The organism is Bradyrhizobium sp. JR4.1 (assembly GCF_040548605.1).
GTDB lineage: Bacteria > Pseudomonadota > Alphaproteobacteria > Rhizobiales > Xanthobacteraceae > Bradyrhizobium > Bradyrhizobium canariense.
Genome location: NZ_JBEPRY010000001.1, coordinates 95,494 through 113,436, shown reverse-complemented (window position 1 = coordinate 113,436; position 17,943 = coordinate 95,494). Strand labels below are relative to the sequence as shown.

20 protein-coding genes are annotated in these 17,943 nt (G+C 65.1%); 13 read left to right on the top strand and 7 right to left on the bottom strand.

Annotated features, from left to right (window positions below; all coding sequences use genetic code 11):
* The first annotated feature begins 88 nt into the window (after positions 1–88).
* The gene (locus tag ABIB90_RS00560) at positions 89–970 is read left to right on the top strand and encodes a 3-hydroxybutyryl-CoA dehydrogenase (RefSeq protein ID WP_007597339.1); all 882 of its coding nucleotides are present in this window, start codon (positions 89–91) and stop codon (positions 968–970) included.
* A 145-nt stretch (positions 971–1,115) separates the two neighbouring features.
* Entirely contained in the window at positions 1,116–1,310 is a 195-nt protein-coding gene (locus ABIB90_RS00555; protein WP_007597338.1) for a putative motility protein, read from the top strand.
* A 10-nt stretch (positions 1,311–1,320) separates the two neighbouring features.
* Here the strand turns inward: ABIB90_RS00555 and tlpA are convergent, their stop codons facing one another.
* On the bottom strand, positions 1,321–2,010 hold the full coding sequence (gene tlpA, locus ABIB90_RS00550; protein WP_354126839.1) for a thiol:disulfide interchange protein TlpA: 690 nt from the start codon (positions 2,008–2,010) through the stop codon (positions 1,321–1,323).
* A 106-nt stretch (positions 2,011–2,116) separates the two neighbouring features.
* Here tlpA and argH point away from each other — a divergent pair, with 106 nt between their 5' ends.
* The 3 genes from argH to lysA all read left to right on the top strand — a co-directional run bounded on the left by argH (position 2,117) and on the right by lysA (position 5,188).
* Positions 2,117–3,514 (top strand): argininosuccinate lyase, encoded by a 1,398-nt coding sequence (gene argH, locus ABIB90_RS00545; protein ID WP_219680488.1) that lies wholly within the window; start codon positions 2,117–2,119, stop codon positions 3,512–3,514.
* A 94-nt stretch (positions 3,515–3,608) separates the two neighbouring features.
* Positions 3,609–3,899, top strand: coding sequence for an LPS translocon maturation chaperone LptM (lptM, locus tag ABIB90_RS00540; protein WP_007597331.1), 291 nt, complete (start codon positions 3,609–3,611; stop codon positions 3,897–3,899).
* Between the two features lie 23 nt (positions 3,900–3,922).
* Entirely contained in the window at positions 3,923–5,188 is a 1,266-nt protein-coding gene (gene lysA / locus ABIB90_RS00535; protein ID WP_354126838.1) for a diaminopimelate decarboxylase, read from the top strand.
* Positions 5,189–5,245: 57 nt separating this feature from the next.
* On the opposite strand, the gene ABIB90_RS00530 is transcribed toward lysA, so the two are convergent.
* The gene (locus ABIB90_RS00530) at positions 5,246–5,764 is read right to left on the bottom strand and encodes an SRPBCC family protein (protein ID WP_354126837.1); all 519 of its coding nucleotides are present in this window, start codon (positions 5,762–5,764) and stop codon (positions 5,246–5,248) included.
* 182 nt (positions 5,765–5,946) lie between these two features.
* On the opposite strand from ABIB90_RS00530, the gene ABIB90_RS00525 reads away from it, so the two are divergent.
* The gene (locus ABIB90_RS00525) at positions 5,947–6,645 is read left to right on the top strand and encodes a winged helix-turn-helix transcriptional regulator (protein ID WP_007597325.1); all 699 of its coding nucleotides are present in this window, start codon (positions 5,947–5,949) and stop codon (positions 6,643–6,645) included.
* A 134-nt stretch (positions 6,646–6,779) separates the two neighbouring features.
* Positions 6,780–7,106, top strand: a complete 327-nt coding sequence (locus ABIB90_RS00520; protein WP_219680482.1) for a DUF1330 domain-containing protein — start codon at positions 6,780–6,782, stop codon at positions 7,104–7,106.
* A 401-nt stretch (positions 7,107–7,507) separates the two neighbouring features.
* Here ABIB90_RS00520 and ABIB90_RS00515 read toward each other — a convergent pair whose 3' ends face one another.
* Together ABIB90_RS00515 and ABIB90_RS00510 are read right to left on the bottom strand one after the other, a co-directional pair.
* Positions 7,508–8,404: an NAD(P)-dependent oxidoreductase gene (locus tag ABIB90_RS00515; protein ID WP_354126835.1), complete on the bottom strand. Its 897-nt coding sequence runs from the start codon at positions 8,402–8,404 to the stop codon at positions 7,508–7,510.
* Between the two features lie 222 nt (positions 8,405–8,626).
* A complete protein-coding gene (locus tag ABIB90_RS00510) occupies positions 8,627–9,010 on the bottom strand; it encodes a carboxymuconolactone decarboxylase family protein (RefSeq protein ID WP_007597318.1) in 384 nt (127 codons plus the stop codon).
* A gap of 177 nt (positions 9,011–9,187) precedes the next feature.
* Here ABIB90_RS00510 and ABIB90_RS00505 point away from each other — a divergent pair, with 177 nt between their 5' ends.
* Positions 9,188–11,134, top strand: coding sequence for a TIGR02302 family protein (locus ABIB90_RS00505; RefSeq protein ID WP_219680475.1), 1,947 nt, complete (start codon positions 9,188–9,190; stop codon positions 11,132–11,134).
* The gene (locus ABIB90_RS00500; RefSeq protein ID WP_007597314.1) at positions 11,122–12,282 is read left to right on the top strand and encodes a DUF4175 family protein; all 1,161 of its coding nucleotides are present in this window, start codon (positions 11,122–11,124) and stop codon (positions 12,280–12,282) included. Before ABIB90_RS00505 ends, ABIB90_RS00500 begins: the two co-directional genes overlap by 13 nt.
* Before the next feature lie 103 nt (positions 12,283–12,385).
* Here the strand turns inward: ABIB90_RS00500 and ABIB90_RS00495 are convergent, their stop codons facing one another.
* On the bottom strand, positions 12,386–12,760 hold the full coding sequence (locus ABIB90_RS00495) for a response regulator (protein WP_007597312.1): 375 nt from the start codon (positions 12,758–12,760) through the stop codon (positions 12,386–12,388).
* Positions 12,761–12,787: 27 nt separating this feature from the next.
* On the bottom strand, positions 12,788–13,669 hold the full coding sequence (locus tag ABIB90_RS00490; RefSeq protein ID WP_007597311.1) for an MJ0042-type zinc finger domain-containing protein: 882 nt from the start codon (positions 13,667–13,669) through the stop codon (positions 12,788–12,790).
* Between the two features lie 191 nt (positions 13,670–13,860).
* Between ABIB90_RS00490 and ftsE the strand changes: the two genes are divergently transcribed.
* The 4 genes from ftsE to ABIB90_RS00470 all read left to right on the top strand — a co-directional run bounded on the left by ftsE (position 13,861) and on the right by ABIB90_RS00470 (position 17,270).
* Entirely contained in the window at positions 13,861–14,520 is a 660-nt protein-coding gene (gene ftsE, locus ABIB90_RS00485) for a cell division ATP-binding protein FtsE (protein WP_007597309.1), read from the top strand.
* The gene (locus ABIB90_RS00480; RefSeq protein ID WP_354199938.1) at positions 14,513–15,481 is read left to right on the top strand and encodes a cell division protein FtsX; all 969 of its coding nucleotides are present in this window, start codon (positions 14,513–14,515) and stop codon (positions 15,479–15,481) included. The genes ftsE and ABIB90_RS00480 overlap by 8 nt, the downstream gene beginning before the upstream one ends.
* A 277-nt stretch (positions 15,482–15,758) precedes the next feature.
* Positions 15,759–16,463, top strand: coding sequence for a YdcF family protein (locus ABIB90_RS00475; RefSeq protein ID WP_354199937.1), 705 nt, complete (start codon positions 15,759–15,761; stop codon positions 16,461–16,463).
* Positions 16,464–16,496: 33 nt separating this feature from the next.
* Positions 16,497–17,270, top strand: coding sequence for a lysophospholipid acyltransferase family protein (locus tag ABIB90_RS00470; protein WP_007597306.1), 774 nt, complete (start codon positions 16,497–16,499; stop codon positions 17,268–17,270).
* Here the strand turns inward: ABIB90_RS00470 and ABIB90_RS00465 are convergent.
* A complete protein-coding gene (locus tag ABIB90_RS00465) occupies positions 17,267–17,878 on the bottom strand; it encodes a gamma-glutamylcyclotransferase (RefSeq protein WP_007597305.1) in 612 nt (203 codons plus the stop codon). The genes ABIB90_RS00470 and ABIB90_RS00465 overlap by 4 nt on opposite strands.
* Positions 17,879–17,943 lie beyond the last annotated feature (65 nt).

Sequence of the window (17,943 nt, the reverse complement as noted above, 5' to 3'; positions counted from 1 at the left end):
TCGAGGCCGGGTTCTGATTAAATCGGATCTCCCGGCTCGGGGGATAGGCAGGCGCGGTTGATAGCGCGCCGTTCCGGTGGATGACATTATGGCGGCAGTAATCAAGAAGGTCGGCGTGATCGGCGCGGGGCAGATGGGCAATGGCATCGCGCATGTCGCTGCGCTGGCCGGCTTCGACGTGGTGCTCAACGACATTTCGACCGACCGCCTCAAGTCAGGCATGGCCACGATCAACGGTAACCTGACGCGCCAGGTCTCCAAGAAAGCCGTTAGCGAGGACGACAAAGCCAAGGCGATGGCGCGTATCGTGGCCGGCGAAAAGCTGGACGATCTCGCAGACTGCGATCTCGTGATCGAGACCGCGGTCGAGAAGGAAGAGGTCAAGCGCAAGATTTTCCACGATCTCTGCGCCGTGTTGAAGCCGGAGGCGATCGTTGCCTCCGATACCTCCTCGATCTCGATCACCCGGCTCGCCGCCGCCACCGACCGGCCCGAACGCTTCATCGGCATTCACTTCATGAATCCGGTGCCGTTGATGGAACTGGTGGAGCTGATCCGCGGTATCGCCACGGACGACCAGACCTTCGAGGCGTCAAAGGAATTCGTCGGCAAGCTCGGCAAACAGGTCGCGGTCTCCGAGGATTTCCCGGCCTTCATCGTCAACCGCATCCTGCTGCCGATGATCAACGAGGCGATTTACACGCTGTACGAAGGCGTGGGCAACGTGGAGGCGATCGACGCGGCGATGAAGCTCGGGGCGCACCATCCGATGGGCCCGCTGGAGCTCGCCGATTTCATCGGTCTCGATACCTGCCTGTCGATCATGCAGGTGCTGCATGAGGGCCTCGCCGACTCCAAGTACCGCCCGTGCCCGTTGCTGGTGAAATACGTCGAGGCGGGCTGGCTCGGTCGCAAGACCCAACGCGGTTTCTATGACTATCGCGGCGCCAAGCCGGTTCCGACGAGATAAGCGGTCTCGTGCCCCGGCTCTGCGGTGCGTCACTTCGTGCCGCCCGCGTCCGGAACACGGACAAAGCCCCCTACAGCGCTTCGTGACAATTCATGTCCCGTTAACCGCTCGCCTCTAGGTTACGCGCGGTACGAGGGTTTGCGTAATGGACATGATGGCGATGGTCAGCAGCATGCTGGCCTCTCAGCAAGGCGCGCTGCAGTCGAATATCTCGGCGACGCTGATGAAGCAGAACGCGGATGCGGAGAAATCCACCGTCCTGACGCTGCTCGGCGCCGGACAGCCCTCGCTCGCCAATGTCGGCGCCGGCGTCGGCGGCAACATCAACGTCACCGCCTAAACATCATCGCTTAGAACGACGCGGCGGCTTTGCCCGTCGCAGCCCGGATCAGCTTGAGCGCATCCTCGCTCGCCCATTCCGCCGGCCCCGCGATCGTCGCGATCTCGCAGCCTTGAGGATCGACCAGCACCGAGGTGGGCATGCCCAAGGCCCGGCCTATCGCCTTAAGATCCTGAAAAACCTTGGCTTTCTGATCGTTGAAATAGCCGAGCCTGATAAGATTGGCCTCTTTCAGAAACGTCTTAGGCTTCTCGGGGTCGCGGGTATCGATATTGATCGCCACCACCTCGAAATTCGGGCCTGACAGCTTGCCCTGGAGCTCGTCCAGCGCCGGCATCTCTTTTCGACATGGCACGCACCAGGTGGCCCAGAGGTTCACCAGCAGCGTCTTGCCGCGGAAATCTGACAGCTTCTTCGGCTTGCCGTCGGCGTCCTCGAAGGCCAGGTCCGGCAGCTTCAGCGGTGCGGTCGCCATGGTCAGCGCCGCTACCTCGCCATGGGCGAGCGGGGCGATCTTCTGTGCGGTGTTCACCGCCGTCCGGCAGGCGGGATCGCCGGATGGGGCCCGGCCCAGGCCCAGCCCGTACAGCGCGGCAAAGCCAGCCAGGCCTCCGACCACCACGGTGGCGATGACGGCGGGGATACGGCGCGTGGCCGACCGTGCTGTCCGTTGGTCGAGCCTGTCGTTGGGGTCGAGCATATCGTTTGTCATCCGGTCGCAGATATGGCTATCAGAGGCCTCTTAATACGGCTGGCAGCCGTCAGCAAACGTGCGGCGGCGACAGGCAAGGCGTGAGCAGGGGATCATGAGCAACAAGATGTGGGGCGGCCGGTTCTCGGAACGCCCCGACGAGATCATGGAAGAGATCAACGTCTCCATCGACGTCGATCGTCACCTCTTTGCCCAGGACATTGCCGCGTCCAAGGCCCACGCCGCGATGCTGGCCGCGCAGGGCATCATCACAGCCTCTGATGCGAAAAATATCGGCAAGGGTCTAGACACGATTTTGTCAGAGATCGGCAAGGGCGGCTTCGAATTCAAGCGCGCGCTCGAGGACATTCACATGAATGTGGAGAGCCGGCTGTCCGAGCTGATCGGCCCCGCCGCCGGCCGCCTCCACACCGCGCGCTCGCGCAACGACCAGGTCGCGACCGATTTCCGTCTCTATGTCCGCGATGTCCTCGATGAGACCGACGCCTCACTCGCCGCGTTCCAGCAGGCGCTGGTCGAGCGCGCGCTGGAGCATGCCGGAACGGTCATGCCCGGCTTCACGCACCTGCAGACCGCGCAGCCGGTGACCTTCGGCCACCATCTGCTCGCCTATGTCGAGATGGCCGCGCGCGATCGCGGCCGTTTCCAGGACGCGCGCAAGCGGCTGAACGAATCCCCGCTCGGAGCTGCGGCGCTCGCCGGTACCTCGTTCCCGATCGATCGTCACGCCACGGCGAAGGCGCTCGGTTTTGATCGTCCGATGGCCAACTCGCTCGATGCGGTTTCCGATCGCGACTTCGTGCTGGAGACGCTGTCGGCGGCCTCGATCTGCGCCGTGCACATGTCGCGCTTCGCCGAGGAGATCGTGATCTGGACCTCGCCGCTGGTCGGCATGATCCGCCTCAGCGACAAGTTCACCACGGGATCCTCGATCATGCCGCAGAAGCGCAATCCTGACGCCGCCGAGCTGGTGCGCGCCAAGACCGGCCGCGTGATCGGCGCGCTCAATGGGTTGCTGATCGTGATGAAAGGCCTGCCGCTCGCCTATCAAAAGGACATGCAGGAGGACAAGCAGGGCGCCATGGAAGGCTTCGCCGCGCTGTCGCTCGCCATCCGCGCCATGACCGGCATGGTCCGGGATCTCGTGCCTGATGAAGCGAAGATGAAGCTTGCTGCAGGCGAGGGCTACGCCACCGCGACCGATCTTGCCGACTGGCTGGTGCGGACGCTGAAGATGCCGTTCCGCGAGGCCCACCACGTCACCGGCCGCATCGTCGCGAAAGCCGCCGAGGGCGGCGTGGCGCTGCACGAGCTCCCGCTCAAGGAGATGCAGGCAATCGAAGCGAAGATCACGAAAGACGTGCTCGGCGTGCTCTCGGTCGAATCGTCGGTGAAGAGCCGGACCAGCTTCGGCGGCACCGCACCGAAGAACGTGGCATCGCAGGCCAAGGCCTGGCTGAGGCGGCTGGAAAAAGAGCGAAAATTGGGCTGAGGGGCAAAATTTCGCTTATGTTTCATGATCATCCGGGTCTCGCCAGAGCGCGCCAATCTCTGTATGGTGCGCCGCGCGTAGTGGGGATTTCGTCGTGACGTCAAAGTTTCGCCCGGCCGGCTCGGGGTGGGCCATCATTGTCTTGAGCCTGACGGCGCTCGCGCTTGCCGGCTGTGGCCGCAAGGGCCCGCTGGATCTGCCGCCGACCGCCTCCAGCGCGTCCACGGCGAACATCGCGCCACCGACCGACACCGAGACCGAAGCCGAGAGGACGCCGAGCGTGTTCAATCCCACCTATGGCGCGGACGCCGCACCGGCGGCGACCAAGGGCAAAAAGAGACCGTTCATCCTCGACCCGCTGCTGGACGAAAGACCCAGCCGATAGGCTGGGGCAACTGAGCCAACGCCATGAACCATTTTGACTATCGCAACGGCGTGCTGCACGCCGAGGCGGTGAATCTGTCCGAGCTGGCCGCAACCGTCGGCACGCCGTTCTATTGCTATTCGACCGCGACGCTCGAGCGGCACTATCGGGTTTTCACCGACGCTTTCGCCGGCGAGAAGGTGCTGGTCTGCTACGCCATGAAGGCGAATTCCAACCAGTCGGTACTGCGCACGCTGGCCAGGCTCGGCGCCGGCGCGGACGTGGTCTCCGGCGGCGAATTGAAGCGCGCGCTGGCCGCCGGCATTCCCGCCAATAAGATCCTGTTCTCCGGCGTCGGCAAGACGGAAGCCGAGCTGCGCGCCGCGCTGGCCGCCGACATCCTCTGCCTCAACGTCGAATCCGAGCCCGAGCTCGAGCTGCTGTCGCGCCTTGCGACCGAGACGGGCAAGACCGCGCGGATCTCGATCCGTGTCAATCCTGACGTCGATGCCGGCACGCATGCAAAGATCTCGACCGGCAAGTCCGAGAACAAGTTCGGCATCCCGATTACGCATGCCCGCGAGGTCTATGCCCGCGCCGCGAAGCTGCCGGGCATCGAGGTCACAGGCACCGACGTGCATATCGGCAGCCAGATCACTGACCTCTCCAAGATGGAGATCGCGTTCCGCATCCTCTCCGAATTCGTGCAGACGCTGCGCGCCGACGGCCACAACATCTCGCATGTGGATTTCGGCGGCGGCCTCGGCATTCCCTATTACATGGACCGCGAGGCGCCGCCGGCGCCCGACGCCTATGCCGCCATGGTCAAGCGCGTCAGCCACAATCTCGGCTGCACGCTGATGTTCGAGCCGGGGCGCATGATCGTCGGCAATGCCGGCATTCTGGTCGCCAAGGTGATCTATGTGAAGCACGGTGACGGCAAGAATTTCGTCATCATCGACGCCGCCATGAACGATCTGATCCGTCCGACGCTGTACGAGGCCCATCACGACATTCTGCCGGTGACGCAGCCTGCGAAGGGGGCCGCGACCATCATGGCCGACGTCGTCGGCCCGGTCTGCGAGACCGGCGACTACCTCGCGCTCGACCGCACGCTGCCGACGCCAAAGCCCGGCGACCTGATCGCCATCATGACCGCCGGCGCCTATGGCGCGGTGCAGGCCGGCACCTACAATACGAGGCCGCTGGTGCCCGAGGTGCTGGTGAAGGGCGACCAGTACGCCGTCGTGCGTCCGCGCATCGAGGTCGAGCAATTGATCGCGATGGATACGCCGGCGCCGTGGCTGTGAGGCTGTGATTGTCCACGATGAGCGCAGCTAGCGCTGCGCCCATCGCTGCATTGACCCCTACTTCTTGAACCGGTCCCTGATCGCGGCGAGGCCGGAATCATAGACGCCGCCGAGGGCATCGACCGCTTCCTTCTCCCGCCCCGGGTCGGGCGTGTAGATGCCGGTCCATGTCACCACCGACGCGCCTTCACCCTTTGCTGTGACCTTGATGGTCGACTTGTACTGGCTCACCGGCAATGGACTCGACAGGAACGCGTAGGAATAGCTGAAGTCCTTGTCGTTCCGCGCAGTCTGCGTCTCCACGAACGAAGCCTTGCCGTCCCTGGTGACGAGCGTCCGGGTTGGCGGCGACTTGCCGTCCGCAATGCACTGCCCCACCGGCGGCAGCCAATCCTTGATCGCGCAGAACGGCCCGATGACGGACCACACCTCGGCCGCAGCACTGCTGACCTCGATGCTCCTCGTCAGATTGGCTGCGGATGCCGGCATGACGCCGACGCCCAGGCCGAGGGTGCAAATCGCGGCGCTGCGAACCGAAACGAGCAATCTGGAAGCCGCTGAATCGTATTTCTTCATGGTAATCTCCTGTGTCCGGCGGGCCGTGATTGCGGCGGCCGGCTTGCCAATGCCGGTCGAATAGACGCTCACCACGGTCCGCGGCCAGTTCAGAGAATGAATCGCTGCTGATACAGAAACTGAACTAGGAAGCCGCGCGCCGCGGCCCTAAGCTTGCGCCTTCGCTTGTCACGGAGGCCCGCATGACCATCGGCAGCTACAGGCAGTTCTGTCCGGTCGCGATGGCGGCCGAGATATTATGCACGCGCTGGACCGTCGTACTGCTACGTGAACTCGTCGCCGGCTCGACCCGGTTCAACGAGTTGCGCCGCGGCGTTCCCCGCATGTCGCCTGCGCTGCTTTCCCAGCGCCTGAAGGAACTCGAAGCTGCAGGCATCGTGATCCGCCAGCCGTCGACTTCCGAGCGCGGCGTGATCGAGTATCAGCTGACCGCCGCCGGACGCGAACTCGGCCCCATCGTCGAGGCGTTCGGCATCTGGGGCCAGCGCCGCATCGAGTCGCATCTGTCGCTTCAGCATCTCGATGTCCAGCTGTTGATGTGGGACATGCGGCGGAATCTGAACACGACCCCGATGCCGACCCGCCGCAGCGTGCTGCAGTTCGCCTATCCGGAAATGCCTTCGACGCAGCGATTGTGGTGGCTGATCGTCGATCCCGACGACGGCGTCGACCTCTGCTCGATTGATCCCGGTTTCGACGTCGACCTTTACGTGTCGGTTGATCTGCGCACCATGACGGCGATCTGGATGGGACTCGATACCGTGCGCGCGGCCGTCGCAAGCCGGCGGATGCTGCTCACCGGCGACCGGCAGCTTGCCGCGGCCATGCAAAGCTGGCTGGGCCTCAGCCCGTTCGCCAAGGAACGCAAGCTGGCGAGCTGATCCAGGGCGGCGCAATTCAGTATTTGTATCGCCCCGCTACAGTTCCCGTACTGGCGAGCCCGCGCCGTGTTCTGGCACCCAAATGATGCCCGCCTGTATCAACGCGGAGCTGAACTCGAGCCAGGAGACACGACATGACAGCGTATCTGATCGCGGACATCAAAGTGACTGACGGAAAGTGGGTGCCGGACTACGCAGCGTCCGTCCACGAGTTGGTGCACAAGCATGGCGGCAAGTATCTTTCCCGCAGCGGCAATGTGAAAACCCTTGAAGGTGCCCCTCTCGACACATCGCTGATCGCGATCATGTCGTTTCCAACCGCGAAGGCAGCGGAGTCCTTCGTCGCTGATCCCGCCTACGGCCGCTTCGCGGCAGCGCGCAGGGGCGGCAGCGAGAGCCGCTTCCAGTTGATCGACGATACGGACTTGGCCGGCACGATCCCCTATCTCGCCAAGGCTTGAACTGCGTCTTCGTCAAACACTCGGCCGCAGGCGCAGACGTGCCCGGCCAACACAGGAGATTGGAATGAACGGTTCACTCGCCGGCGCTGGCCTGCTTCGCATGCTTTTCGTAGCTTGCAGCGTGGCCTTCCTGCTCGGACTTTCCGGCGTCGCGTCGGCCCGGGTCACGCGGTGCGACATCACATGGGTCAGCTGCAACAACACCTCTGCGAAATGCTCGAGCGAGAGACGGTGCATGCGCAGGTGCGACGAGAAGTACATCAAATGCAGCGGGGGCTCGGCCTCCCTGCAACTGGAGCAGCCGATCGACCTTCCGGACCTTGGCAGACGCCGCACGTAGCAGATCGATCCAAGGAGGACAGCGCAGCGCCGGTCGTCGGCGCTGCGTTCTCGTGTTGGCGCTAGCTGGGTGGCCTGCCGCCAACCACGACGCCCGCCTTCTTCTCGATCGGCTTGATCGCCGCGGTGAAATCGGACTCGGCGCCTTCCGCGCTGAGGACCGTCTCCCACAACCGCCCGACCGCATCTGCGACCTCCATCGACAGGCCGAGCTGCTTCATCTCCTCCAGCGCCAGCCGCACGTCCTTCACCATCAGTCCCGTGGCGAAGCCGAAGTCGAAGCTGCGCGGCAGCACCGCGCGCGGAAACTTGTCGCGGCTTGCGGTGTTCATGCCGGAGCCGGCATTGATGACGTCGATCATCACGGCAGGATCGAGCCCTGCCTTGACGCCCATCACCACCGCTTCCGAGGTCGCCACGATCGCGGTGGCCGACAAGAAGTTGTTGGCGAGCTTCATGGTCTGCGCCGCGCCGGGCTTCTCGCCGATGAAGAACACCTTTCCGATGATGTCGAGCGCGGGCTTGAGCAGCTCGAACTCGGTCTTCGGCCCCGAGACCATCACCGCGAGCGTGCCCTTCTCGGCGCCGCCGACGCCGCCGGAGACGGGGCAGTCGATCTGCACGATGTCATGCTTGGCGAGCAGGCCGTGAATCTTCACTGCCATCGCCGAGCCGACGGTGGAGAGATCGATGAAGCGTTTGACGCGGCTTCCCTCGATCACGCCGTCCGGTCCCGTCGCAACCGCGAGCGACGCCTGCAGCGAAGGCAGGCTCGCCATGACCGTCTCGACCTGGTCGGCGACCTCCTTCGGCGACATCGCCGCGATGGCGCCGCGCGCCACCAGCTTGTCGACGGCCTCCCGGCGCGTGTCGAACACGACGAGCCGGTTGCCGGCCTCGATCAGCCGCCGCGCCATCGGGAAACCCATGTTTCCGAGGCCGATGAATCCGATGTCCATGGTGTTTCCTTGTGTTGAATGTTCGTTGTTGTTGATCGCGCGCATCCATCCTCGGTGTCGTCCTGGCGAAAGCCAGGACCCATTACCCCAGGGAGAGGTTGTGGCGCGAAGTGGCAACTCCGAGTCCCCGTAACCACACCTGCCGGGGGCTATGGGTCCTGGCTTTCGCCAGGACGACGTGGGAGAGGGACGTCGCGTCCCCGTCCCTCACGCCGGCACCGCTCACGCCTTGCCGTCGATCTCCGCGAACACCTCGCGCGCGATTCGAAAACTGTCGACCGCGGCCGGCATGCCACCATAGATTGCGACCTGCATCAGGATCTCGCGGATCTCGTCGCGGCTGACGCCGTTGGTGAGGGCGCCCTTCAGATGCGCGCGGAATTCGTGCTGACGATTGAGGATCGCGATCATCGCGATGTTGAGCATGCTGCGGGTCTTGCGCGGCAGCTCCTCGCGGCCCCACACGGTGCCCCAGCAATATTCGTTGAGCATCTCCTGGAACGGACGGTTGAAATCGTCGACGGTCTTCAGGGCGTTGTTGACATAGGCCTCGCCCAGCACCGCTTTGCGGACTTCCAGGCCCTTGTCATGCATCTTCTTGTCCATGGCGTTTCCTTTGCTTCTCTTGCGTTTTTCTTGGCTGGCGGCGCGGAAATTACGGGGTTGCGGCGGGTCAGTCACGTCCTCGTGTTATGCGGGAAAAGGGGTGTCTCCCGTACAGGAACGGATGCCTCAGTGCTGCCGTTGTGGTACGCTTCTCTACCGGGCAACCTGGAGAGTTGATTGAACGGCGTCACCCCCGACCCGTCAGACCCGATCCGCGATGGCGACGCTCTGTCGCGGCTGAAGCTGGCGCAAGCCCTGCAGCGGGCCACTTATGCCATCGCGTGGGAGCGTGCCTGGCCGAATTTGGCGCGGCTTCTCACTGTCGTCGGCCTGTTCCTTGTGGTGTCCTGGGCCGGCCTCTGGCTGGCGCTGCCCTTCATTGCCCGCGCTATCGGGCTCGTGGTTTTCGCCGGCATCGCGATTGCCGTCCTGTTCCCGTTGAGTCGCTTTCGCTGGCCGAGCCGCGAGGAGGCGCTGGCCCGGCTCGATCGCGGCTCCGGCATCCGTCATCGGCCGGCCACCACGCTGACGGACACGCTGAGTTCGCAGGACCCGGTTGCGCAGGCATTGTGGCGGGCGCAGCGTGAGCGCACGTTGGCTTCGATCAAGCGCATCCGCGCCGGTCTGCCGAGGCCCCGGCTCGCTCTGCATGATCCCTGGGCGCTGCGCGCGCTGGTCATGGTGATGCTGGTTGCGACGTTCTTCGCCGCCGGCGACGAGCGTGCGATGCGGCTCGGAGCCGCCTTCCACTTGAACGGCATGCTGGCCCCGGCGAATGTTCGCGTCGATGCCTGGGTCACGCCGCCGCTCTACACCGGCAAGCCTCCGGTCATCCTGTCGGCCGCGAACAAGGAGGCCGCGGCGCTGCCGGCCAGCGGCCCGCTTGCCGTTCCCGCTGGTTCGACCCTGATCGTTCGCTCCTCCGGCGGCAGCCTGGATGTTGCCGTCTCCGGCGGCCTCAAGGAGGTCGCGCCTACCGAAGCTGCGCCCAAGGGCACCAACGAGAAGCATTTTACCATCAGCGGCGACGGCACCGCGCATGTCCGTGCGCCCTCTGGCCAGCCGCAATGGGCGTTTGCGGCAACGCCGGATCGTGCGCCGACGATCGCGCTGGCCAAGGATCCCGAGCGCCAGGCCCGTGGCGGACTCCAGCTCACCTACAAGGTCGAGGACGATTACGGCGTCACCGGCGCCGACGCACAAATCGGCCTGCGTCCCGCCGACGCCAAAGATGGTGTCAAGGATGGCAGCAAGGAGGCCGACACCAAGGCTGCCGCGCGGCCGCTATTCCAGCCTCCGCAATTCCCGCTCGTGCTGCCGAATGCGCGCACCCGCAACGGCGTCGGCCAGACGGTGAAGGATCTCAGCGAGGATCCCTATGCCGGCGCCGATGTCACGCTGACCCTCACCGCCAAGGACGAGGCCGGCAACGAGGCCCGGAGCGAGCCCTTCAACATGCGCCTGCCCGAGCGACTGTTCACCAACTCGCTCGCGCGCGCGCTGGTCGAACAGCGCCGCATCCTCGCGCTCGACGCCAACAAGAATTCGGATGTCTACGCCGCGCTCGACGCGCTGATGATCGCGCCCGAATTGTTCACGCCGGATGCGGGCTGCTATCTCGGCCTGCGCAGCCTGGCGCTGCAGCTGGAAGCCGCCCGCACCGACGACGCGCTGCGCGATGTGGTGGGAAGCATGTGGGCGTTCGCGGTCACCATCGAGGACGACGGTGTCGCCGGCAGCGTCAACGCCGCGCTGCGCTCGGCCCAGGACGCGCTCAAGCGGGCGCTGGAACGCGGCGCCAGCGAGGACGAGATCAAGGCGCTGACGCAAAAGCTTCGCGAGGCGATGGCCGGCAAGGTGCGCGATCTCGCCCGGCGCGCCGAGCAGAATCCGCTTGGACCGCGGCAGCCTTTCCCGGCAGAGGTTCAGCTCATCCTCGACAAGTCTGTCGAGCTGAAACAAAAGACCCAGAACGCCACGCCCGAGCAGCTCGAAGAGCTGGCGAAGCAGCAGGACGCGTTGCGCGAGCAGCTTCAGGCCTATCGCAAGTCGGCGAACAACCGGGCGAAGCCGGGCAACGACGGTGCCAACCAGTCGACGCGAGACCGTAAATGCGGAAGCTAGCACGCGTGCCAGTCTTGAAGGCGATCTCGATCGCCTGCCTCGCCTTCCTGTTGGGAGGCGTCTCGCCCGTGGCTGCCCAGCAGGATCAGGATGTCGATGCCCTGCTCGATGGCGCTGAAAAGGCGATGCAGGATTCCGGCGACAGCCTCAGGCAGAAGGAATCCGGCAAGAGCCTCAACAATCAATCCGATGCGATTCAGAAGCTCGAGGACTACAAGCGCGCGACGGAAAAGAGCCAATCCTCCAATCGCGATCGTTCCGTCATCACGCAGCGCGACCTCGACGAATTGCTGAAGCAAATCGAGAAGGCGGCGCGCGAAGGCAACAAAGAAGCGGCTCAGCGCATGCTCGAGCAGCTCGCGCAGATCATGGAAAATCTCCAGATGGCGCAGCCCGGGCAATCCGGCGACAGCGACATGGAGCAGGCGCTCAACGAGCTCAGCGACATGATCCGCAAGCAGCAGCAATTGCGCGACAAGACTTTCAAGCAGGGCCAGGATTCCCGGCGTGAGCGCTCGCGCGGCAAGCAGCAGGGCGACCAGTCGATGTCGGACCTCCAGCAGGATCAGCAGTCGCTGCGGGATCGCCTGAAGAAGCTGCAGGACGAACTCGCCAAGCGCGGCCTCACGCAGAAGGGGCAAAAGGGCCAGAAGAGCCAGGGCCAGAAGGGGCAAAAGGGTCAGCAGGGCGAGCAGGGACAGCCGGGCCAGGATGGCGATCAGGACGGCGACCAGGGCGATGACGACGGCAGTCTGGACGCCGCCGACGGGGCCATGGGCGATGCCGGCTCGCAGCTCGGCGAAGGCAATTCGGATGGTGCCGTGGACGCGCAGGGGAAAGCGCTCGAGGCCTTGCGCAAGGGCGCGCAGAAGATGGCCGAGGCGATGCAGCAGGGCGATGGCGACGGGCAGGGCGATGGTCCCGGCAACCGGCCCGGCCGCCAGCAGAGCGGCGGCAATCAGACCGATCCGCTCGGCCGCCCCCTTCACGGCCGCGATCTGAGCGACGACTACACGGTCAAGATCCCCGGCGAGATCGACGCCCAGCGCGTCCGGCGCATCCTCGAGGAGCTCCGCCGCCGCTTGGGGGATAGCTCGCGCCCGCAGATCGAACTCGACTACATCGAGCGGCTGCTGAAGGATTTTTGAGGTTGTCGCAGCTTTCGTAGCCCGGAAGAGCGAAGCGATATCCGGGGCCGCCGGTCCCGCACGTCGCTGCGCTCATGCGGGCTACAAGCTACGACCCCGCCTGCTACCCCTTCTTCGCCGCCAGCGCATCCGCCACCGCCGTGCGGATGTCGGCGACCGAGAACGGCTTGGTCACGACGTCATGCACCAGCGCATTGAGATTCGAGGCGCGCTCGCGCTGGTCGGCAAAGCCGGTCATCAGCAGAATGGTCAAATCGGGGAAATCGCGTGCGACGGAAAGCGCCAGCGCGATGCCATCCATCACCGGCATCTGGATGTCGGTGAGCAGCAGGTCGAACTGGCCGCCCGCGCGGGTCAGGATCTCCAGCGCCTCGGCGCCGTCTTGTGCGGTGACGATCTCGTGCCCGTCCATGGCGATGGCGCGTGCCACCAGCTGGCGCATCGAATCCTCGTCGTCGGCGATCAGGATTTTGGACATGAGACGAACCTTGACCTGCGAAATCGATTATACGCTGCCGCCGGCGATGTCGCGCCGGTTGAAGAAGCGAACGTCGATATTGCGGCCCTCCGGGGGCGGCGAGGCCAGGCGCGAGCGGAAGAAGGCGCGCTCGCCGGGCTGTAGCACGGTCTGTTCCAGAACGGTGTTCCAGGCGTAGATTTCCGCGCCTTGCGCGTCGCGCACCGCGAAGCGCAACCGGGGAATGTCGAGCGGCTTCTTGCCCTGGCCCACGATCACGCCCTCGATCACCAGCACCTGCTTACCGTCCACGGTCTCGCTGGAGAGCTTGACGTCCTTGAAGGCCAGTGCGCGCAGGTTAACTTCGAGGCCGACCATCCTGTAGAAGGCGGCCGTCTGCGGCAGCAGTCGCACCATATCGCCGCGCCAGATCACCAGCGCCAGCACTAGCGCGCCCATGGCGGCGCAGGCGGTTGGCAGGCCGAAATGGGATTTTCGCGGGGCCGCGGTGGCGACTTGACGGCGCACTCGGGCGCCGCGGCGACGGCCGAACAGGCCTTGGAACCAGGACTGGTGCTGTTCGCCGACGACTTCCTCCTCGACGGACCGGGCAGCCGCCGACCATTCGTCTTCGGTGTCGCTGGTCTCCTGGTCCGGCCAGTCGCTGGCGATCGAGGGGCTGTCAACGACAGGCGCGTCAGCTGCGCCGTCGTCCTGGGCAAATGAGTTCCACTGCTCGGCGAGATCGGACTGGTCGTCGGCCCGGCTGGCTGCGGCCATGGCCGGGACAGATGCCTCCTCGATGGCATCCTCGGCATGGGCGACCCAGGTTTCCTTGCAACGGGAACAGCGCACGGTCCGGCCGTTCGCCCCAAGGCTCGCGGGCTTGATGGCGTAGGATGTCGTACAATGAGGGCAGACGATATGCATGGACGAGCCTTGATGCATGGACAAGTCTTGACGGTGACACGGTCGCGGAGAACCGAGAGGGAAAGATGCTACCAATTATGCTACAGGACGACCGTTAACGAACCGGAAACCATAACGGCCGCAAAACCCGTTGATCGCGCGGAGCGGAGCACAGCCGTGCGGCCCGCGGCCTCTCTCGAACGGAGCTGAGCTTGGTTCGGTTCGAAAATGTCGGATTGCGTTACGGCCTGGGGTCCGAGGTCCTGCGCGACCTCAACTTCCAGATCCCGGCGCATTCTTTCCAGTTTCTCACTGGCCCGTCCGGCGCCGGCAAGACCTCATTGCTGCGCCTGTTGTTCCTCTCGCATCGACCGACGCGGGGCCTCGTCAATCTGTTCGGTCACGACATCTCGCAGCTCGGCAAGGACGAAATCGCAAACTTGCGCAAGCGCATCGGTATCGTGCTCCAGGATTTCCGCCTGCTCGACCACATGACGACCTATGAGAACGTCGCGCTGCCGTTCCGCGTCATGGGCCGCAGCGAATCGAGCTACCGCAAGGAGGTCATCGACCTCCTGAAATGGGTCGGGCTCGGCGAACGCATGGACGCGCTGCCGCCGATCCTGTCCGGCGGCGAGAAGCAGCGCGCGGCGATCGCGCGCGCGGTGATCTCGCGACCGCAGCTGCTGCTGGCCGACGAGCCGACCGGCAGCGTCGATCCGACGCTCGGCCGCCGCCTGCTGCGGCTGTTCATCGAGCTCAACAAGTCAGGTACCGCCGTCATCATCGCCACCCACGATATCGCCCTGATGGACCAGTACGAGGCGCGACGCTTCGTGCTGCACCAGGGACGGCTGCACGTCTATGAGTAGGCCCGACGAGCGCGGCGTGCTGGTCGATCTCGGACAGGAGGGTCCGCCGCTTCCGGCCAGGGCGCGCAACATGTCGCCGATCGTGCCGCGCGCCTCGATCCACGGCCGCGCGCTGGTCGCAGTCGTCGCCATCATGACCTTCCTGGCCTCGATGACGACCGGCACGGTGCTGCTGGTGAGCGCCTCCGCCGCCGAATGGCAGTCGGATGTCGCGAGCGAGATCACCATTCAGGTCCGCCCGCAGACGGGCCGCGATCTCGAACGCGACACCGCGGCGGTGGCCGAGGCGATGCGCGCGCAAGCCGGCATCGTCGAGGTCAAGCCGTTCACGAAGGACGAGAGCGGCAAGCTGCTCGAACCCTGGCTCGGCACCGGGCTGTCGATGGACGATCTGCCGGTGCCGCGCATGATCATCGCGCGCGTGCAGCCCGGCACGGCGCTTGATCTCGGCGCCTTGCGCGCCCGCGTGACCCAGGTGGCGCCAAGCGCCAGCGTCGACGATCACCGCGCCTGGATCGAGCGCATGCGCTCGATGACCAACGCCACAGTGCTCGCCGGCCTCGGCATCCTCGCGCTCGTCATCGTCGCCACCATCATCTCGGTGTCGTTCGCGACCCGCGGCGCCATGGCGGCGAACCGTCCGATCGTCGAGGTGCTGCATTTCGTCGGCGCCGGCGACCGCTACATCGCCAACCGCTTCCTGCGTCATTTCCTCAGGCTGGGGCTGGAGGGCGGCGTGATCGGCGGTGGCGCCGCCATGCTGGTGTTCGGCTTCTCCGAGTCGATTGCAGGCTGGTTTTCCGGCACCCCCGTCGGCGACCAGTTCGCCGCGCTGCTCGGCACCTTCTCGCTGCGGCCGTCCGGCTACATCGTGCTCGCGGTGCAGGCCGTGCTGATCGGCGCCATCACCGCGGTCGCCTCGCGCCAGACGCTGTTCGCGACGCTGAATGATGTCGATTGAAATGGTTTTTTTCCTTCTCCCCTTGTGGGAGAAGGTGGCGCGAAGCGCCGGATGAGGGGTTCTATCCACGTGCACGAACGTCGAGGCGAGTTTGCGGAGACATACCCCTCACCCGTCTCGCCGCTATCGCGGCGAGCCACCCTCTCCCACAAGGGGAGAGGGGAAATCTGGTTCGCGGCCCCAGTGCTTCGCCACATCGATTGAGGCCGACAAACCGGACTCCACTTCGCCTCAAAACGTCCTAAAATCACCTCTGGGAAGGGATCACTGACATCGCATGACCGCGCCGACCGACGATCGATCGCCGAAACTGCCGCGCGGCTGGCTGCGCGCGGCCGTGATCTCGACGGTTGCGCTTGCCTTCGTCGGCGCGGCGGCGGGCTTCATCGCGTTTCTGTCGCAATTGCGCGGCGCCGAAATCGCGCCGGACCGCAAGGCGGACGGCATCGTGGTTCTGACTGGCGGCTCCTCGCGGGTCTCGGATGCGATGGAGCTGCTCGCTGCCGGCTACGGCAGGAGGCTCCTGATCTCCGGCGTGCACCCGACCTCGACGGCGAGCGACATCTCCCGGACGCTGCCGGAGAACCAGTCCTTCATGCGTTGCTGCGTCGATCTCGACCGCACCGCGGTCTCGACCCGCGGCAATGCCGCGGAAGCGCGGCGCTGGGCCGCGGGACGCGGCTTCAAATCGCTGATCGTGGTCACCTCGAACTATCACATGCCGCGCGCGCTGGTGGAATTCTCGCATGCGATGCCGGAGACGACACTGATCCCGTTCGTGGTGGTCGGCGACAAATGGCGCGAGGAGCCGTGGTGGACCTCAGCGTCCACCTTGCGGCTGCTGCTGTCGGAATATGTCAAGTACATCGCGGCCGAGCTCAGGGTGCGGCTGGAGGATTTCGGGATTGACCTTTCGCCCGAGATGTCGGAGCAGCCTTCCGGGCTGCAGCCGAAGCGGCCCGCCACCGCACAGGCCAATTGATCGGCAACTGATCGGCAATTGATCGGATCCTCGATGTTCTTGATTTTCCTGCGATCGCTCGTGTTCAACGTGCTGTTCTACACCGTGCTGGTGTGCCTCGCGATCGTGGCGCTGCCGACCTTCGCATTGCCGCCGCGCGCCATGCTCACGGTCGCGAAATGGTGGGCGAAGGCGACGCTGTTCCTGATGCGGGCGGTCTGCAACATCAAGGTGGAATTCCGCGGCCTCGACAAGATTCCGACGGGACCATTGGTCGTCGTGGCGAAGCACCAGTCGTTCTGGGAGACGTTCGTCTTGCCGGGCTTCTTCGACCGTCCGATTTTCATCCTCAAGCGTCAGCTCATGCAGATCCCGGTGTTCGGTCAATTCCTGGTCAAGACCGGGATGATCGCGATCGACCGCAACGCCGGCGTCAAGGCGCTGCTGGACATGACGCGGCGGGCGCGTGAGGCGGTGCGCAGCGGCGGGCAGCTCGTGATCTTTCCCGAAGGCACGCGCCGCGCCCCAGGCGCGCCACCGGACTACAAGAGCGGCTTCGCGCAGATCTATTCGTCCTGCGGCGCGCCGTGCCTGCCGATCGCGCTCAATTCCGGCCTGTTCTGGCCGCGCCGCACCTTCATGCGCTATCCCGGCACGCTGGTGGTGGAGTTTCTCGATCCGCTGCCGCCGGGCTTGCCCAAGGACGAGTATCTTTCCCGTGTGCAAACGGCGATCGAAGACGCGACCGGCCGCCTGGTCGAAGCGGGTCGCAAGGAGCAGGAGCAGCTGATCGGCTCGGCGCCGAGCTATGCGCCGTCGGAGAGCTAGCGGTTTTCCCGATCGTCCACCGGAGCCGGCGCGTGCTGAGAATGCGCATCACCATGCAGCATCATGGCAAGCTGATGCAATGGCGCATCGCGAAAACCTTCGGCCTCGATCGCCTTCACCGTCGCGGTCACGTAGTCGCGGTTGGCGCCCGACTGGCCGTGGCCCTGGAGCACGTGCCGATGCTGGTCGGTGAGCGACAGCCGGCCGGCATATTGCACATGGCCACGGTCGACGACATAGGCGAGCGCGGAGACGCGCTGCCGTGCGTCGTTCTCCAGCCACACCGAGCGCATGACTTCGCGATAGACCGACGTCACCTGCTCGCGCGCGCGCAAATAGGCAACGACATCGGCGCGTTTCTTTTCGGCGACGCGGAAGGCGATGCCGCGGCAGGCGCCGCCGCGGTCGAGGCCGAGCACCAGACCCGGCTTCTCCGGCGTGCCACGGTGGACGAAGGAATAGACACAGAGCGCGCGATGCTCGCCGACCAGCCGCGCCGGGACGCGCTCCTCGAATTCGAAGCCTGGCCGCCACATCAGCGAGCCGTAGCCGAACACCCAGAGGTCGCCTTTGGCAGTGGTGACGGAGGGGAGGGTGATTTCCGACATTTCGGGCACGGCTACCAGAACCGCGCCCCCAAGCGAAGCGAATTCTCCGCCTTTCGTCGCAGACT

What these genes read in the sequence shown, in the direction of transcription:
- ABIB90_RS00560 (WP_007597339.1), top strand. Translation starts at nt 89, where the DNA reads ATGGCGGCAGTAATCAAGAAGGTCGGCGTGATCGGCGCGGGGCAGATG.
- ABIB90_RS00555 (WP_007597338.1), top strand. Translation starts at nt 1,116, where the DNA reads ATGGACATGATGGCGATGGTCAGCAGCATGCTGGCCTCTCAGCAAGGC.
- tlpA (WP_354126839.1), bottom strand. Translation starts at nt 2,010, where the DNA reads ATGCTCGACCCCAACGACAGGCTCGACCAACGGACAGCACGGTCGGCC.
- argH (WP_219680488.1), top strand. Translation starts at nt 2,117, where the DNA reads ATGAGCAACAAGATGTGGGGCGGCCGGTTCTCGGAACGCCCCGACGAG.
- lysA (WP_354126838.1), top strand. Translation starts at nt 3,923, where the DNA reads ATGAACCATTTTGACTATCGCAACGGCGTGCTGCACGCCGAGGCGGTG.
- ABIB90_RS00530 (WP_354126837.1), bottom strand. Translation starts at nt 5,764, where the DNA reads ATGAAGAAATACGATTCAGCGGCTTCCAGATTGCTCGTTTCGGTTCGC.
- ABIB90_RS00525 (WP_007597325.1), top strand. Translation starts at nt 5,947, where the DNA reads ATGACCATCGGCAGCTACAGGCAGTTCTGTCCGGTCGCGATGGCGGCC.
- ABIB90_RS00520 (WP_219680482.1), top strand. Translation starts at nt 6,780, where the DNA reads ATGACAGCGTATCTGATCGCGGACATCAAAGTGACTGACGGAAAGTGG.
- ABIB90_RS00515 (WP_354126835.1), bottom strand. Translation starts at nt 8,404, where the DNA reads ATGGACATCGGATTCATCGGCCTCGGAAACATGGGTTTCCCGATGGCG.
- ABIB90_RS00510 (WP_007597318.1), bottom strand. Translation starts at nt 9,010, where the DNA reads ATGGACAAGAAGATGCATGACAAGGGCCTGGAAGTCCGCAAAGCGGTG.
- ABIB90_RS00500 (WP_007597314.1), top strand. Translation starts at nt 11,122, where the DNA reads ATGCGGAAGCTAGCACGCGTGCCAGTCTTGAAGGCGATCTCGATCGCC.
- ABIB90_RS00495 (WP_007597312.1), bottom strand. Translation starts at nt 12,760, where the DNA reads ATGTCCAAAATCCTGATCGCCGACGACGAGGATTCGATGCGCCAGCTG.
- ABIB90_RS00490 (WP_007597311.1), bottom strand. Translation starts at nt 13,669, where the DNA reads ATGCATATCGTCTGCCCTCATTGTACGACATCCTACGCCATCAAGCCC.
- ABIB90_RS00480 (WP_354199938.1), top strand. Translation starts at nt 14,513, where the DNA reads ATGAGTAGGCCCGACGAGCGCGGCGTGCTGGTCGATCTCGGACAGGAG.
- ABIB90_RS00475 (WP_354199937.1), top strand. Translation starts at nt 15,759, where the DNA reads ATGACCGCGCCGACCGACGATCGATCGCCGAAACTGCCGCGCGGCTGG.
- ABIB90_RS00470 (WP_007597306.1), top strand. Translation starts at nt 16,497, where the DNA reads ATGTTCTTGATTTTCCTGCGATCGCTCGTGTTCAACGTGCTGTTCTAC.
- ABIB90_RS00465 (WP_007597305.1), bottom strand. Translation starts at nt 17,878, where the DNA reads ATGTCGGAAATCACCCTCCCCTCCGTCACCACTGCCAAAGGCGACCTC.